The 16261-nt window shown below is 44.8% G+C and carries 14 protein-coding genes; 7 read left to right on the top strand and 7 right to left on the bottom strand.

The features are described 5' to 3' along the window. The first annotated feature begins 134 nt into the window (after positions 1–134). Positions 135–1133, top strand: a complete 999-nt coding sequence (locus tag ABDW33_RS21970) for a DUF4407 domain-containing protein (protein ID WP_343692251.1) — start codon at positions 135–137, stop codon at positions 1131–1133. Positions 1134–1219: 86 nt separating this feature from the next. Here the strand turns inward: ABDW33_RS21970 and ABDW33_RS21965 are convergent, their stop codons facing one another. The 4 genes from ABDW33_RS21965 to ABDW33_RS21950 form a co-directional block, all read right to left on the bottom strand. Further along, complete coding sequence (locus ABDW33_RS21965) at positions 1220–1840, bottom strand: SprT-like domain-containing protein (RefSeq protein WP_343692250.1); 621 nt, start codon at positions 1838–1840, stop codon at positions 1220–1222. 6 nt (positions 1841–1846) lie between these two features. Beyond that, positions 1847–2233, bottom strand: a complete 387-nt coding sequence (locus tag ABDW33_RS21960; protein ID WP_343692249.1) for a hypothetical protein — start codon at positions 2231–2233, stop codon at positions 1847–1849. A 179-nt stretch (positions 2234–2412) separates the two neighbouring features. Then, positions 2413–2859 carry a polymer-forming cytoskeletal protein gene (locus ABDW33_RS21955; protein WP_343692248.1) on the bottom strand — a complete coding sequence of 149 codons (447 nt, stop codon included), beginning with the start codon at positions 2857–2859 and terminating at the stop codon, positions 2413–2415. Between the two features lie 166 nt (positions 2860–3025). Next, on the bottom strand, positions 3026–3430 hold the full coding sequence (locus tag ABDW33_RS21950; protein WP_343692247.1) for a hypothetical protein: 405 nt from the start codon (positions 3428–3430) through the stop codon (positions 3026–3028). Between the two features lie 267 nt (positions 3431–3697). On the opposite strand from ABDW33_RS21950, the gene ABDW33_RS21945 reads away from it, so the two are divergent. Both ABDW33_RS21945 and ABDW33_RS21940 read left to right on the top strand, forming a co-directional pair. After that, the gene (locus tag ABDW33_RS21945; protein ID WP_343692246.1) at positions 3698–6799 is read left to right on the top strand and encodes a tetratricopeptide repeat protein; all 3102 of its coding nucleotides are present in this window, start codon (positions 3698–3700) and stop codon (positions 6797–6799) included. A 192-nt stretch (positions 6800–6991) separates the two neighbouring features. Continuing rightward, the gene (locus ABDW33_RS21940) at positions 6992–9364 is read left to right on the top strand and encodes a transglycosylase domain-containing protein (protein WP_343692245.1); all 2373 of its coding nucleotides are present in this window, start codon (positions 6992–6994) and stop codon (positions 9362–9364) included. A gap of 42 nt (positions 9365–9406) precedes the next feature. On the opposite strand, the gene ABDW33_RS21935 is transcribed toward ABDW33_RS21940, so the two are convergent. The 3 genes from ABDW33_RS21935 to ABDW33_RS21925 form a co-directional block, all read right to left on the bottom strand. After that, a complete protein-coding gene (locus ABDW33_RS21935; RefSeq protein WP_343692244.1) occupies positions 9407–10333 on the bottom strand; it encodes a M20/M25/M40 family metallo-hydrolase in 927 nt (308 codons plus the stop codon). Positions 10334–10657: 324 nt separating this feature from the next. After that, positions 10658–11113 (bottom strand): cysteine peptidase family C39 domain-containing protein, encoded by a 456-nt coding sequence (locus tag ABDW33_RS21930; protein ID WP_343692243.1) that lies wholly within the window; start codon positions 11111–11113, stop codon positions 10658–10660. 129 nt (positions 11114–11242) lie between these two features. Next, on the bottom strand, positions 11243–12418 hold the full coding sequence (locus ABDW33_RS21925) for a lanthionine synthetase LanC family protein (RefSeq protein WP_343692242.1): 1176 nt from the start codon (positions 12416–12418) through the stop codon (positions 11243–11245). A 227-nt stretch (positions 12419–12645) separates the two neighbouring features. On the opposite strand from ABDW33_RS21925, the gene ABDW33_RS21920 reads away from it, so the two are divergent. The 4 genes from ABDW33_RS21920 (at position 12646) to ABDW33_RS21905 (ending at position 16250) form a co-directional block, all read left to right on the top strand. Beyond that, entirely contained in the window at positions 12646–12816 is a 171-nt protein-coding gene (locus tag ABDW33_RS21920; protein ID WP_343692241.1) for a hypothetical protein, read from the top strand. A 159-nt stretch (positions 12817–12975) separates the two neighbouring features. Next, positions 12976–14433, top strand: coding sequence for a S41 family peptidase (locus ABDW33_RS21915; protein ID WP_343692240.1), 1458 nt, complete (start codon positions 12976–12978; stop codon positions 14431–14433). Beyond that, complete coding sequence (locus tag ABDW33_RS21910; RefSeq protein WP_343692239.1) at positions 14360–15535, top strand: histidine kinase; 1176 nt, start codon at positions 14360–14362, stop codon at positions 15533–15535. Before ABDW33_RS21915 ends, ABDW33_RS21910 begins: the two co-directional genes overlap by 74 nt. Further along, a complete protein-coding gene (locus ABDW33_RS21905; RefSeq protein WP_343692238.1) occupies positions 15513–16250 on the top strand; it encodes a LytTR family DNA-binding domain-containing protein in 738 nt (245 codons plus the stop codon). Before ABDW33_RS21910 ends, ABDW33_RS21905 begins: the two co-directional genes overlap by 23 nt. Positions 16251–16261 lie beyond the last annotated feature (11 nt).

Raw genomic sequence — 16261 nt, 5'->3', positions numbered from 1 at the left:
TCACATTTTTCCCCCTTATCATCACATTTCCCCACCAACCTCCCCAAAAATCCCTACCTTTATTATCCATCCTCATATTACCTGAAGACCCACAGGTATGTATCTTTTATTACCTATTAAATCCAGTCAAAACAATGAAACGCATTGGCGATTTCTTCCTGTTCTGTTCCGGTGCGCACGTGCCCTTACTTCGGCGTGCACCTACAGAAACCAACAAATACGGGGGCATTGGTGCAACAATTTTCTTTACCGGTTTACTGGCTGCTTTTTCGGGTGGCTATGCGTTATGGAGTGTATTTGGGCAGTTATGGTCTACCCTCTTATTTGGGTTGATCTGGGGTCTGATGATCTTTAACCTGGACAGGTACATTGTATCGGGCATGAAAAAGCGTAACAAATTCAGCAGTGAATTCCTGATTGCTTTACCGAGAATTGTATTGGCTATACTGATTGCCATTGTGATTTCCAAACCGTTGGAATTGCAGGTATTTGGCAAAGAGATCCGGCAGGAGCTCATCATCATGGAACAGCAGGTATTTAAAACCCAGGAAGACAATGTACTGGCCCGTTACAAACAGCGCATGAATGAGTTGAACGGGGAGATAGCGGTCCTGGAAAACGGGATTCAAACCCAGGCTCTGCGCAGGGATACCTTGCAGAAGATTGCCCAGGAGGAAGCAGATGGAACTGGTGGTTCCCGTGTAAAGAATCTTGGTCCTATTTACAAGGCCAAGAAGGCAGATGCGGATAGTGCAGGTATTGCGCTGAAAAGGATCACGGCAGAAAACGGCGCCCTCATCGCCAGCAAAAGGAAGGAATTAGCAGGCATCGATTCTACGTTCAAAGCTACTGTTGCGCAGCTGGACAGAACGCACATCGATGGTCTTGCTTCTCAACTGGATGCCCTGGGCCATCTGACGGATAGAAGTACGCCTGTAAGATGGGCGAACTGGTTCATTACATTGTTATTCATCACCATTGAAACAGCGCCGGTATTTGTTAAGCTGATTTCACCCCGCGGACCATATGATGATCTGCTGGAAGCGCATGAACATGCGTTTATTATTGACAGAAAAGAGAAAATAGAGAAGAGGGAAAGAGCGTATGAAAACAGGATGATGGTAGTACGCTAGGTGGTGTTGACAACAATCATTGTGGAGGGGGAATATCCATGATCTCTTATTATAGAGGCGGGTTAAGCATGGATCGTTTTATATGATCAGGCGGCGATGATTTCCACTTCGTAGACAGGGCTGAACAGATACATTCTTTTAGTAGCGACTTCTTCACAGCGGTAGCGTTTTCTAACTTTCTCACCTTTCCGGAAGATTCTTCCATCCTTTGTTTTGAATAACTGATCCAGCGGCAACTGCTCTACCAGGTAATGATTCTCCTTCCGGCGATCGTACCTGGTTAGCACCCGCATCAGGTTATCGTCTGCACACGAGCTGGCGGCGGGGTTCTGGATACTCTGCCTGAGTGCAGCCTCCACATCTGGCGGCAAATATCCTTTTCCCACGAATTGTTTGAGGATATTGGAAAACTGGGCTTTCCATTCTTTCCCATGCGAGGCCACACGGTTACTATACAGATTGAAAGTAGTGAGGTGGGCCATTTCGTGCAATAAGGTAATGAGAAATGCGTATTTGTTCAGGTTACCATTGATACTGATGCGATGTCCGCCCCGGGAATCGGGATGGCGATAGTCGCCCAGGATACTGGCTCTTTCGCGTGTAATGGTCAGGTGTACTTTAAATTCCTGGATATACGCCAGTACCTGCTCAAAAGTTCCTTCGGGCAGGTAAGCGGCAAGTGCCTGTAAAGGATGTTCCTGTTTCACGACCCTTTACTTTTTTCTTTTGGTGAGCTGTTGCAGGCTGAGGGTCTCGATGACCGTATACACTACATACAGGAACATGAGTATGAAGATAGTCTCTTTGCTGGTATGGGAGCGGTTCAATACTACATAGACAGTAATACCTACCAGGCAGAGCATCATTTTGCTCAGCGTAGATGCATAAACCCTGCGCACAAAGGCGTTGTTGTCGGCAGATTGGATGCCTTTGCGGTTCATGCTGTAAGAGAGTCCGGTAATAGCGGCTAACGCCAGGTTGCCAATGAGCAGTACATGTTGGTGTACACCTTTCTCCAGCAACCGGGCATTGAAATAAATAAGCGCGCCATTCAATATGATAAAAAGGCCTATAAGCCTGTAATAAAACCTGTCAGTCATTCCTGCGGGTATCTTTGATGATTTGCCACAAAATTACCGCTAAAGCCAGTAAAGAAAAAATGATCATGAAAACAGGGATACGCCATCCTGTTCGCTGGTCAAGTTTATAACCGGCAAATACGGCCAATCCAAGGGAGGCCATCATCTGAAATGCAAGTCCAGCGTAACGATAAAGCTGATTAGGCTTCCTGGAGGACTTTTTCGGCTGCAACGGATTTTCCATGCTTTTCTTTCTGGTTAGCAGCTGCTACTTCTTCCGGCTCCATGTAACAACGGCCATTGAACTTAGCAGTGGGCTCCATTTCAAAATGAGCGGTGTAAACATCTCCTTTTACCAGTGCATTACCTTTCAGGAACAGCAGGTCTTCAACTTTAATGATACCTGTTACTTTCCCGATAATGTCTGCGCTGTTACAAACGAGATCACCAATGATTTCTCCTTCTGGTCCTACGACAATCTTAGCTTTTGTAGAAACCAGGCCTTTTACCTGACCGTCGATGCGGATATCTCCTTCGCATACGATGTCTCCCTGAATAGTGGTACCACTACCAATAATGTTCACATTGGAAGTAGGCATTACTGTTTTGCTCTCGCTTCTTGTGTTGCGGTTGTTGTTGCTAAACATAGGATTTTAGGTTTTTCAGCTTTTAACTGATTGTAAGATAGTATTATTTATTTGCGTTTTACTAGCGCCTGCAAATCACATCATTTAAGAAGTTATTCACATTGTTCCCTAACGGTTGTAGTGTCCCATAGCGTATAAGGATGCCCTAATTTTTAAGTCTTCTACTTTAATAAGTACTGTTGTCTACTTTAGGCACTTTCAAGGTGGTGGTGTCCAGTTTACTGGTTGAAAAATCCCCACCAATTACCTGCTTGATATCATCCAGATATTTATCACGTGCATTGATAGCAGTTTCCAGGGAGTCTGTGCGCATCTTAAGCCGGATGAACTCGCGACGTTGTTTCAGATCGCCATAACCTGGAATATAATAACGTAAAGGCGTAAATACGACTGTGGCTACGGTAATGGTTACCAGTAATACGAACAATGTGCTTAAGGCTACATATACACTCATCCGGGAGAGTTTGAAGGAAGTTACCTCTTCATAGGTATTGTCGTTCATAATCACCAGACGGTATTTGTTGCCGATCTGTCCCACATTTCTGCCTTTTTTATCGCGCTTGTTAGCCATATCCGCTATAGAACTTGATATAATTTCTGATAATCAACCGGCTAAAGTTAAACATTTATATTATTTACTATGCAAAAAATTGCAATTTGCCTGAATTCAGGGAGCAATGGTCCAGTTCCCTGAAGGGAGGGAAATCGTTTGTATTCCGAACTATTACGTTTTCAGCACCTTTGCGGAAATCCCTATAAAAAATAATTATCCTATCTTTAAAAATAAAATTCCTAACATCTTAGTTATATATAGTTCAGCCTATACACCCTGGCATCCATGAATATTTGCAGATTATTTTATAAACATATATCATACACCGGCCTGGTATTATTCCTCTTAAGCGTATGCAGTCTGCAAAAGGCACAAGCACAGCGCAGGGACAGCACGAATATGAATTCGCGCAGCACGACCACCCGGAACCCCCAGTCTCAGGCACAGGCGCAGTCTCAAACCAAGACTATTCAACGACCACTGGGCCCCCGGCTAGATGACAGGCGTCCTCCCTCAGAAGACCTGGCGAAGAAGAAATGGACGATTAAGCGGAAACTGGTACAAAACACCATTTCACGTTACAACTACTATTTCAACGCTAAGAAGAAACTGCGACTGGTCACTCACAATGTGAGCCGTACCGGCCAGGACAACTATAACTACCTCCTCCCCTTCTATCCATACAGTGCAGCGAACCAGGGCATCAGTAAAAGTGATCTTGACTCAGTGATTGAAAAGGCCTCCATCAATATCCAGATCCATGACCCGCGTAGTAAATGGATGGATGACAGTTACCTGCTGATTGGTAAGGCCTATTTCTTTCAGGGAGAATGGGACAAGGCTGAGCGCACCTTTAACTTTATCAACACGAACTACCTTCCGAAAAAGAAGAACGAGTATAAATCTGTAGTCGGCTCGGTCGAAAAAGATCAGATCTCCGTGGCATCCCGCGAGAAGCGCAAACCGCCTTTCGGCTGGTTCAAACATACCTACGCCAGGAATGATGCCTTTGTATGGAATGCAAAAACGAAGCTCGAAGAAAATAACTACGACGAGGCCCGTTCTATTCTTAACGTACTTGACCAGGATCCTTACTTTCCCAAACGACTCGATGGTGAACTGGCGGAGGTAAAGGCTTACAGCCTTTACAAACAGGGGAAATTCCTGGAAGCTATTGAGCCCCTGCAAATAGCAGAGCACAAAAAAGTAAACAGGGATGAGAAAGCACGAATGGCTTACATCCTGGGGCAGTTGTATACGAACTACAACAAGCCGGATTCTGCTATCGCCATGTATTACCATGTGATCAAAACCAAACCTGACCAGATGATGGAATTCCAGGCCAGGATTGCGATCAATAAACTCAAAGCCACCATGCCGGGTGGTTCACTGGAACAAAGCCTGGCTACCCTGCAAAAGATGGCGAAGAGGGAGAAATACCAGAACTTCCGTGACGCTATCTATTATACCATGGCACAGCTGGTGGCTCCTACCGACAAGGAAGCAGCGCTCGGTTACCTGCGTCAGTCACTGAAAGCGGGTGCACAAAGTACCAACAACATGCAGAAGGCGCTCACCTACAAGATGATTGCCGACATCTATTATGAGCAGCGTACTTATCGCAATGCCAAGAGCTTCTACGACAGCACCGCTTCGGTGATGCCTCCGGAGTTCCAGGACTCTGCGGTGGTCAATAAACGTAAAAAGGTACTGACAGATGTAGCGCTGAAGATTGAGGCTATTCAGCAACAGGATAGCTTACAGCGCATTGCCGCGATGCCGGAAAGTGACAGGAAGATCTTCCTGACCAAACTGGCAGTACAGATCCGGAAGGATGCGGAAGAAAAAGTAAAAAAAGCCAGGGCTGATTCAGCTGCGGCACTTGCCGAAGCGATGGCTAACGCGACCAGCAATCCGTTCAGTAACAATGGTTTTAATACAAGACCAGGACAAAAATCTGACCAGGGAGACTGGTACTTTTATAATACAGCCAGTAAGGCATCTGGTTTCCAGGAGTTTAAGCGTAAATGGGGCAACCGGCCTAACAATGATAACTGGCGCCGTAGCCAGAACAGTATTGCTGCTGTAAAGGAAAATACAGAACCGCTGGATGAAAACGGAAATCCTGTGGGTGTAGATGGCCAGCCTAAGAAGAAAGCGACACCGGCCGACAGCACGACCGCCGAAACACTGGCCGCCAACCTGCCCCTGACCCCGGACGATTTATTGAAGTCCAATATCATTGCAGAAGAAGCCTTTTATGACCTGGGTAAACTGTACAGCGATGGGCTGGACAACTTAGACCTGGGCATTGAAACATACGATACATTACTATATAGATATCCACATCACCCCAACAAAACGGAGGTGATCTACTCCCTGTATATCTGGCATAATAAACTGAATCATACAGCTTTAGCCAATAGCTACCGCCAGCAGATCATGAGCAACTACGGAGATTCCAGGTTTGCCAGCATTATCCGTTTCGGAGGACTGAAGGACGAAAATATCGGCAAGAAAAAAGAGATCTCGTCTGCCTATGAGCATGTATATGGGGCTTACCTGGATTGTAACTACGAAACCGCGTTGCGCATGAAGAAAGAAGCTGATTCCACCTTCGGTCTCAACTTCATGCAACCTAAATTTGACCTGCTGGAAGCCATGATCATTGCGAAAATGGATACCTGTGAGTTTGGCAAACAGGCGATTGTAACGGTGATGAACAAATACCAGAATGACGAGGGCGTATACCTGAAGTCAAAAGAACTGCTGGAGGCGCTGGATAACAGGTCTGCCCTGGTAGTATACCTCTCCATGCTGCAACTGGAAAGAAAACCAGAGGCGCCGCTGCTTGATGAGGATGTGACCATGATCTATCCCTGGCAGCGACCACATCCTGAGCTGAACGATGCACAGGTAAAAACTGCGACCGCCGATTCTATCAAGCTGGCTGCAGACAATGCGAAACTAAAGATCACACCATTGCCACCGCCGATGAAGACAAAGGTGATTTACAAGCTGGTGGCGGATGCCCCTCACTTTGTCGTGATGTCGTTCAATAAACTCACAAAGGCAGCGGTGGATAAATCTGTAGAGCAGTTTACAAAATACAATAAGGAACATCACCCGGATCTGAAGCTGCAGGTAGGTAGCTATGTGATGAGCCAGACAGAGGTATTATTGATATTCAGACTGTTCCCGAATGAAGACCGGGCGCTGGACTATTTTGACGAGATCAGGCTGGGGGCACAAAAGATATTGCCGGACATGCGGCCATCGGATTACACCATGTTTATTATATCCAGGGACAACTTCATCCTGATGAATACCCGGAGAGACCTGGACGGGTATAAGAGGTTCTTCGGAGACAACTATATTACAGAATAAAAGGGACACCTCATCAGTTACCCGCAAAATCGCTTTTGTCTTAGGCAAAAGCGATTTTGCTAAGGGGAAGGTAATAAGAATTTTTTTAATAGTTTTGTCCTGCTGTTACACCTGATTCCGGCAAAAAAGGCCCGTAAATTGCTATTACAGACGAGCTATGCGGGCTGACGCATTTTTAATTCAAAATCTTGTATGAAAAAATCAGTTAAAATATTGTGGCTGACGGTGTTGTCGCTGACGGGATTGTTCGTTTTGCTTTTATTGCTTATCAATTTCCGTATCATCGGCAACATGCCATCCATGGAGACCCTGGAAAACCCCAGGGCAGCCCTTGCCTCTGAAGTGATCGGGGACGATGGTACTATTCTGGGTAAGTACTACCAGGTGGACCGGTCCAGCTCTGATTATGATGAAATTTCGAAAAATGTAATCAATGCGCTGATTGCCACTGAAGATGTACGTTTTTATGACCACTCTGGTATTGACCCCTGGGGTACGATTGCGATTCCTTTTTACCTGGCTATTGGTAAAAAGAGAGGTTCCAGTACTATTACCCAGCAGCTGGCACTGAACCTGCAGGCTGATAATACCGGGGCGGTACGTGCACAGAATAAACTGGTGAGATCCTTCCAGAAAATGCAGGAATGGCTGATCGCCGTAAAACTGGAGAGAAACTTTACCAAGGAAGAGATCATTACCCTGTATCTGAATACAGTGCCTTTTGGCGACAACGTATATGGTATTGAGAATGGTGCCCGTACTTTCTTCAGCAAAGATGCAGGCCATTTATCGATCGAAGAAGCAGCCACCCTGATTGCGATGCTGAAGGGTACCAACCTGTATAATCCGCGCAGGAATCCGAAAATGGCGCTGGATCGTCGTAATACGGTGATAGAGCTGATGGAGAAGAACAAATTTATCTCCAGTGCAGATGCAGCGGCAGCGAAAAGCAAACCGATTGTACTGCGTTATAATAAAATCGACCACAACAAGGGTCTCGCTCCTTACTTCCGTGAAGTACTGAGAGATGAGTTGAAACAGTGGTGTAAAGAACATAAGAAATCAGATGGTTCAGAATACAACCTGTATCGTGATGGTCTGAAGATTTATACAACGATCAACCCACGTATGCAGTTGTATGCAGAAGAAGCGGTCGATCATCACCTGAAAGACCTGCAGAAAGTATTTGCAGCACAGTCAAACATCAAGTCAGGTTCTGCCTGGAAAGGACATGAGAACTTCCTGGAACGCTATATGAAGGAATCGGATCGCTACCAGAACATGCAGGCAGCAGAAGTTCCGGAAGAAGAGATCAAAAAGTCATTCAATACGCCTACCAAGATGAAGGTATTCTCCTGGAGGAGCTATACAGAGCCGGAACTGAACGAGATAGATACAGTGATGACACCCATGGACTCTATCCGTTATATGCGGGCTATTCTGCAGGCTGGTTTCATGGCGATGGACCCTGAGAGCGGAGAGGTCAAAGCGTGGGTAGGTGGACCTGATTTCCGCTATTTCAAGAATGATCACGTATTGAAGAGCAAACGCCAGGTAGGTTCTACATTTAAACCGTTCCTGTATTGCTATGCGATCATGAACGGTATGTCGCCGGGTACGAGTTTGCCAAACGAACCGGTGAGCTTTCCAAAATATAACTGGACCCTGACCCGCAACTCAGAAGGAAGTGTAGGAGGTAATATTTCCATGGCGGGTGCACTGGCCAAGTCACTGAACCTGGTATCGGCTTACCTGATCAAGCAGTTAGGCCCTGCAGCGGTGGCGGACTTTGCGAATAACAAGGTAGGCTTTTCTGTGAAGATCCCTGCTTATCCTTCTATCTGCCTGGGTACACCGGAGATTCCGCTGTACGACATGTTGCAGGCGTATACAATGTTTGCTGCACGTGGTATTATCACAAAACCCATTTACATCACCCGTATAGAAGATAGAAATGGGAACATCCTGGAGACGACGGCTCCTGAAAAGCGTGAGGTGATCAGCGAGAATGAGTCTTATGTAATGACGAAGATGATGGAGGGCGTAACTGGTCCGGGCGGTACTTCGGCACGTTTGCGTTTCCGCTATGGCATCAAGGGACAGGTAGCAGGAAAGACCGGTACAACGAACGATAACACCGATGGTTGGTTTATGGGCTTTACCCCTCAGCTGCTGGCAGGTGCCTGGGTAGGTTGTGAGAACAACTTCCTGCATTTCAGCACGACTGCAAATGGTCAGGGTGCAAATACCGGTTTACCGATCTGGGCATATTTCTTCCAGAAATTGTATGCAGACCCTACGCTGAAGATAGATCCGAATGCCACGTTCCCTATTCCGGCGGCTATAGACAGCCAGGATTATTCGAATGTGCAGGAGAATTACAAATCAGAAGCGGAAGCAGAAGATCAGGGGAACGGTTCAGCTTCAGACTATATAGATGTGGGTGACTATGGGGAGCCGACGAAGCCTGCGGAGAAGCCAAAGGAAAAGGAAGAACCAAAGAAAGAGAATAATCAACAGCAACCAACGCCCAAAGCTGTGTTGCCACCGAAAAATAATCAATAGTAAAAAAAACGCTTTTGTCTTCCGACAAAAGCGTTTTTTTTATTACTTGTCAGCTACGTAATGCAGCTCTTTATATTTCATTGCATTATTGATTAACTGGATGGCCAGTTTAAGCACGTCTGACTCTTCCTGTGCCTCCACCTTGTCAGCATCATCAGTAGGCTTGTGATAGTCGTCATGCGGGCCTGTATGCAGGAAGATCACGGGCACGCCACTGATATAAAAGTTATGGTGATCGGAAGGGCCCTTCCCTGCTCCATCTGTAAAAAATTTGATTCCTGGCTGTTCAACACCATTGAAAACAGCGGGCCATTCTTCAGCGGTAGCATAGCCACCGATACCGAGGCCACGTTCAGCATTGTAACGGCCTATCATGTCCATATTGAGCATGAAATGTACTTTCTCTAATGGGAATACCGGATGTGCTACATAGTATTTAGACCCCTGTAATCCTAATTCTTCTCCGCCAAAGGCGATGAAGAGGAAATTGAATGGTTCTTTTTGCCCGTTCTTAACAAAATACCGGATGAATTCCAGCAGACCGGCTACACCGGAAGCGTTGTCATCTGCTCCGTTGTGGATCTGACCTTCGGGATACTTACCATCGAACAGATGTGCGGTGCCGATATGATCATAATGTGCGCCGATGATAATCGTACGGGGAGCGCCGTTATCGAGATAGCCAATTACATTACTGCTGGGAATATCGTGATGTTCCTTACGATCAAAGGTAAAGTCCTGGAAATAGCTGCTACCGTTTGCAGGTTGCAGGCCTGATTTTTTAAACTGTCTGGCCACCCAGGCGGCGGCTTTTTTACCGCCTTTTTCGCCGGTACCACGACCTTTGAGTTTATCGGCAGCGAGATAATTGACGGTACTACGGATGCGGGAGGCAGCAGGCATGTAATCCTGTGCAAAGGCATTTACGAAACAAGCGGTGCTGAACACCAACAATAACAATCGCTTCATTAGGGCATGATAAATGATGAGACCTAAAAAAACAGCCCTTACTTTTTCAAGCGAAGGGCTGTTTTCAATACAATAAGGCCAAAACTACATGATAACATTCACTTAGGCATATCACAAATGTGCCATTTATAAGGTTAAAAATATATTACTATGGGGTTAATAAACGCCCCTTCTAATTGAAGGGGCGTTTTTGCGTACAGCATATAGGGGGTAAAAATTCTGGTGGTGAGGCCGGGCCTTGTTTGTTACACCAGGTCTGGTGATACGTTAAAAAACCTGGTGGTGAGGTCAGGACTCGTTTGTTACACCAGGTCTGATGATACGTTAAAAATCAGGTGGTGAAGGGTCCAGGTAAAGCATGATGCCATATTCGCCGTCCTGGGTCCATCCTCTCAAAAACTCTGATTTATTTAAAGTGATCAGCCCTGCCGCAGGGTCGGATACATAAATTTTGTCCCCCCTTATTTTATACACGACAATGAAGCGGCACTGATACCAGTACCCAATACAGGGTAGCAGGTCGATTGATGAAAGGTCAGCCAAAGAAACTTTTGCCCCCAAAGTACCAAAGCCTATTTTGCCGGCGGCTTCGCCGAGATCCTGTAGTGGGCTGCCACTTTCTGCAGCAGACCAGAGAGATCTTAGATATTCAGGTGTAAAACTTTTTCCAAAATGCGTACTTAATATGTGCAAACAGGCCGGACCGTCGTCCGTTTTGCCTTGTTGTTTGCAATGGGGAAATGGATGTTTTTTACTCTGCGGATTTGAAGTTTGCATCATATCCATGAGTCTTTTGCAGGTGAACGGGTTATTATATAACAATGATGAAAGGCCGGCTATTTTTTTGTTGGTCCAGGTGTTGGCACCTGAAGTTGTAAATAGTCTCCATTCTGTTTTAGTTTTAGAGGTTTATAAAAGCAGCAGATCTGTCCATGGAAGTTCTTCATTGATCAGGTGCCCCAAGAGGACCAGTGCTACGCCCGGCAGGCCTTCCAGCATGCGGCTTTCGCGGCCTTTAAAGCTTTCTTCGTTCAAGACTACTTCCAATCTTTTTATTGTTTCATTGATCCAGTAGTGCCATCCTTCCAGGTAGCTCTCTTCGTTACTGTAACGGTATAACGAATAATAATACTGAGCCAGTCCGGCGGTGCCATTACCAAAGTAAATGTCGTCGATCTGCGTAGCTTCGCAGGTTTTGCGCATCAGTGAGCTACCGCCCACGAGATCCGCCATCTGTTTCAGGTTTTCATCCTGTAGCACAAAGGATGCTTTGTAAAAAAGGGATACCTGATTGAGATCACCATCACACCATCCAAGGCGGTTATTATAGTTTTTTTCATCTTCTGCTTCGCTGGCAGTGAGTGGAAAGAATGACCAGTCCTGTCCTACCAGATCTACTTCCCGCAATTGATGACGTACGAAGCGAATGCCTTGCTGCAGCAGGTATCCTGTCTTCAGCGCATCGACCTCCGCCTCGTGCAGGGCAGTGAGCACAGACAGAAATCCTGCCTGTCCCTGAGATAAGCTGAAGTTGATTTTTCCTGTACCGAATAAGAAGATATTCCTGAACCAGATACCGTGTTTGGTCACCACACAATTCTCATACAGCGCATGGATAATCTCCCTGAGGTAAGCTGCTATTTTAGGCTGTGGCAAACGGTCTGTAAAGTACTTGATGATACCAAAAGCACCATGCAGATAATCCAGTTTATCTTCTTTGATCAGCTGTAATGCCTGATGGTAGAGATAGTCTTCATACGTGGCCAGTTCCTCATCTATGTCTATGTCCAGAAGGTCATCTTTGTACAGTAGGTTGATCACGCTGGTAAGGCCACAGATACCGGTTGCGAGGGAAGGTCCCTGCAGTTCCAGTGTGCCTTTGTGCATGTGTTCCAGTACCTCGTCGAGCAGTGCATATGCCTTGTCTAAATAGGTATTGTCCCTGTACCCCTGCCATAAGGAATGATAGTACATAATCAGGCCTAGCTTACCGCCCATCAGGGTATCATTATCAGCGGTGTGCTGATCTATGAGGTGATGAAGCTGCGTGAGGAGGCTCTCCACTTTTACCGGTTCCTGTACCATTCCTGAATGCTTTTAACAAACTTAGGAAGGATATGGGGAGTGGGGAAAAAAGATACACGGATTTGCATTTTCCAGGGACGGATTTATCATTTTTCGGGGGTTACCTTTTGGCGGTTTCCGTATACGCGGTTACGATAGAAAAAATCTTTTGAAATCCACGTCCTGCGTAGATTCCCTGCGCAGTTGCCCTCTAATTTTGTTATTGTAATCCCTAATAATTGTGAAATATGAAACAGACAAACAACCCCACCCAAAAAAAGATGTTGACCCTTAATAAGGTAACCGTAGCTATGTTTGCTACGAATGTTGTTAACTCAAAGAATGGTGGTAAAAAGCCCCTTTTTTCCGTTGTAAATACAACAGCTTCTGCTAACTGTTACCCTACACTCACTGCATAAAATTGTGAGGGGACAAGCACAATAAAAAATTCGCGTTGCAATTTCGGAATTTGATTAATTTTCAAGGCTGAACTAAAAATCCTTCTGGTAGAAGATCATTTTTAGGACAGCCTTTTTTTTATTTTTGCACCTGTGCTTTATTAAACCCTTAAACAATACATGTTTACTTACCCAGCGTTAATCCGCTTGTTTGGCCTATATCTTTTATTGATGCTATGTTACCCTACTGCAACCCTTGCGCAAAATACATCCTGCAACTGCAAAGAGAATTTTGATGAAGTTATTAGCAAGGTAAAACACAACTATCCGGGATACCCTATCAAGATTACTTCAAGCAATGAGGCTTCTTTTGAACAGTTTACGGATAGCCTGAGAAAGGTAGCTGATACCGCCGATGCCGTTAGTTGTTTTAATTTATTGCAATTATGGACGGGATACTTCAAAGACAGGCATCTTGCACTTGTTTTTAAAGATATCCCCGAGAATAAGGAATATATTAATCAAATCTTTTCAGGTAATAAAAACGTTCCTCTATCTAAAGATTCTCTATTAACAAAATGGGCAACAGCACCCGAGTATCCACTTGAAGGAATATGGGCCTTGTCTGGAATATATGAAGTGGCAATCATAAGAAAAGGTAACATCTATCAGGCAATCATCCTCAAAGGGGATGGTACATACTGGAAGCCTGGACAGATAAAATTAGAATTGGAACCTCTTGGCGACCTCTCCTGGAAGGTAACCCAATACAACCAGTATCATATACGTGATACATTCACTACTTATGTGGATGAGCAAGGATATTCAATGGTGCTGAAAGGCTATACATGGGAGAAGATTTTCCCTGTTAAAACCGGGTCTAAATCAATTCCAGCTGATAGTTTTTACTTTTCCAAGCCCGACAGTAATTTCGCGATTCTAAGATTGCCTAATTTTGAGTTAAATAATAAAAAAGTCATTGATAGCCTGATCACCAGCAACTTTTATACAATTACCCATACCCCGCACTTCATTATAGATTTGCGAGGCAATGCTGGAGGTTTCAATATTTGCTTTGAAAAATTATTACCTATTCTTTACACCGATCCGATTATTACAAATGGGCCAATAGTGAGAGCTACGACTGAAAATATACGTTTGTATGAACGAATGCTCAAAAGTCCACTATTCCCTGATGACAAAAAGCCGCCATTTGTAGCATTGATAAAAAATCTCAAAAAAAATAAAAACAGCTACTTTCAGCCACCAGGTGACACCACTACCTTTCCTCAGATATATACACAACCTGAAAAAGTAGGTCTTCTGATGGATGAAGGTTGTTCTAGTGCTACAGAACTTTTAATTTTAGATGCAAAACAAAGTAAAAAAGTAACTTTGTTTGGAAAGCGGTCAGCTGGAATAGTGGATTACTTAAATTTGGTAGCACCAAGGCCTTTGTCCTGCTCCCGTTTTTTGCTTTGGATTCCTACTGCCAGATTGGCCAGCCTACCACAACATCCTATTGATAACACAGGTATTTTGCCAGACGTTGAAATCCCTCATCATGAGAACTGGATCAACTTTGCGCAACAGTATCTGTCAAACCTGGAACCAAAAGTTGCCAATTCTTCAAAATAAAAAGGGATCGATCCGGCATAGGCTCTCTACTGTAATACTGCATGTAGGCCTATGGATCTTGTACGCAAGCTTACAGATAGTAGCGTCAGGGCTACAGGTGCCACACCTATTACCTGTAGTTATTACAAGCTTCTCTGTATTTGCATTTGCGTCTGTTAGTTTCTATGCAAATTCTGAGTGGTTACTACCACGAACACTGGAAAAAGATAAGACGACATTATGGATAGCCGGTATACTGGTGTTATTTGCCTATAATATCCTTTGCAGATACATTATTCTATATAAAATTTACCCGGCTTCGATGGGTTCTCCGGCTCCCAACTTTGGTTTTGCCGTACTTATAACCGGCTCAATCTGGTGGTGGTTTCAGGCCATTGCACTTTCTACAGCATATTGGTTTGCAAAAGTGTCCATTAAAAGAGAAAGAAAGATCAATGTTCAAAGAGAAGAAATCAACCGCAAAGAAGCGGAACAAATGAAACTCCGGCAGGAGAAACTGGAACTCGAAGTCGCCTATCTTCGTGCCCAGATCAATCCTCACTTCCTATTTAATACCCTCGGCTACTTCTACAATAAAACCGCCAACTCCCACCCCGACGTGGCCGAAGGCATCGCCGCTCTCACCAACATTATGCGCTCCTCCCTGAAGAAAAGAGGTCCTGACGGTATGGTGTCATTAGAAGAAGAGATCGAACACATCGAAAGCCTGATCAGCATCTACTACATGCGTTTCAACAATAACATCCATGTTGAATACAGCAGACCTGACAACCTGGTAGGCCAGAGAATATTACCACACATCCTCATCACACTGGTAGAAAACGCTTTCAAGCACGGGGAACTGCACAATGCCGCTTACCCCTTGAGAATTACGCTAAACCTGGATGAAAGTGGTCTCTACTTCTACATCAACAATAAAAAACGGATAGGTCCAAAAGAAATCTCCAACGGCTTCGGCATGGAATACGTGCAACGTCAGCTGGAAAACACCTATCCTAAAAAATATGCCTTCGACATAAAAGATACAGACCTGTTCTACAGCCTGTCTTTACATATTGCTACAACCGAAACCGCCCTGCATGATCAACTGTTATATAATTGATGACGAACAACATGCCATAGACCTGTTAGTCGGCTATGTACAACGTACTCCGTTCCTGAAACTGGTAGGCAGTACCACCGAAGCCCTCGATGCGATCAAAGTGATCAGTAATGAAAAAGTAGACCTGGTGTTCCTGGATATTCACATGCCCAGTATCTCAGGGATTGACCTGCTGAAAATCTTTAACAACCAGACCAAAGTTGTACTTACGACCGCCTACAGCGAATACGCCATGGATGGATATGAACACGATGTAGTTGACTATCTGCTCAAACCTATCACCTACCAACGTTTTCTGAAAGCCGCACAAAAGGCACTCAACATGTTCCAAACCATGTATGTGAGTAAAGGTGAAAGTAATGAAAAGGCTGAACCGGAGGTGGACTACCTGTTTGTGAAATCAGAACATAAAGGGAAACAAATCAAAGTCAATTTCAACGACATCGATTATATAGAAGGGCTGAAGAACTATGTAGCCTTTCATTGTGACAAGGAAAAAATACTGGCATTGCTCAAGATGAAAGATCTGGAACAAACCTTGCCCCCACGGCAGTTTGCCAGGATCCATAACTCTTTCATCATCTCCCTGAACAGGATCGTTTCTGTAGACGGTAACCAGGTCATTCTGCGTAAACCGGATCAGCAAACGGTGGCCCTGCCAATTGGTATTACCTTCAAACAACCTTTCTTTGAAATGATAAAGCTAAACAAGTAATTTGTTTAGCT

The organism is Chitinophaga sp., assembly GCF_039596155.1.
Lineage (GTDB): Bacteria > Bacteroidota > Bacteroidia > Chitinophagales > Chitinophagaceae > Chitinophaga.
Note: the sequence above shows the minus strand (reverse complement) of the source record. Positions and strands in the feature narration are given on the sequence as shown.

Excerpts from the sequence above, each read along its gene's own strand:
- ABDW33_RS21970 (WP_343692251.1), top strand. The coding sequence starts at position 135 with ATGAAACGCATTGGCGATTTCTTCCTGTTCTGTTCCGGTGCGCACGTG.
- ABDW33_RS21960 (WP_343692249.1), bottom strand. The coding sequence starts at position 2,233 with ATGACTGACAGGTTTTATTACAGGCTTATAGGCCTTTTTATCATATTG.
- ABDW33_RS21955 (WP_343692248.1), bottom strand. The coding sequence starts at position 2,859 with ATGTTTAGCAACAACAACCGCAACACAAGAAGCGAGAGCAAAACAGTA.
- ABDW33_RS21950 (WP_343692247.1), bottom strand. The coding sequence starts at position 3,430 with ATGGCTAACAAGCGCGATAAAAAAGGCAGAAATGTGGGACAGATCGGC.
- ABDW33_RS21945 (WP_343692246.1), top strand. The coding sequence starts at position 3,698 with ATGAATATTTGCAGATTATTTTATAAACATATATCATACACCGGCCTG.
- ABDW33_RS21940 (WP_343692245.1), top strand. The coding sequence starts at position 6,992 with ATGAAAAAATCAGTTAAAATATTGTGGCTGACGGTGTTGTCGCTGACG.
- ABDW33_RS21935 (WP_343692244.1), bottom strand. The coding sequence starts at position 10,333 with ATGAAGCGATTGTTATTGTTGGTGTTCAGCACCGCTTGTTTCGTAAAT.
- ABDW33_RS21930 (WP_343692243.1), bottom strand. The coding sequence starts at position 11,113 with ATGATGCAAACTTCAAATCCGCAGAGTAAAAAACATCCATTTCCCCAT.
- ABDW33_RS21925 (WP_343692242.1), bottom strand. The coding sequence starts at position 12,418 with ATGGTACAGGAACCGGTAAAAGTGGAGAGCCTCCTCACGCAGCTTCAT.
- ABDW33_RS21920 (WP_343692241.1), top strand. The coding sequence starts at position 12,646 with ATGAAACAGACAAACAACCCCACCCAAAAAAAGATGTTGACCCTTAAT.
- ABDW33_RS21915 (WP_343692240.1), top strand. The coding sequence starts at position 12,976 with ATGTTTACTTACCCAGCGTTAATCCGCTTGTTTGGCCTATATCTTTTA.
- ABDW33_RS21910 (WP_343692239.1), top strand. The coding sequence starts at position 14,360 with ATGAGAACTGGATCAACTTTGCGCAACAGTATCTGTCAAACCTGGAAC.
- ABDW33_RS21905 (WP_343692238.1), top strand. The coding sequence starts at position 15,513 with ATGATCAACTGTTATATAATTGATGACGAACAACATGCCATAGACCTG.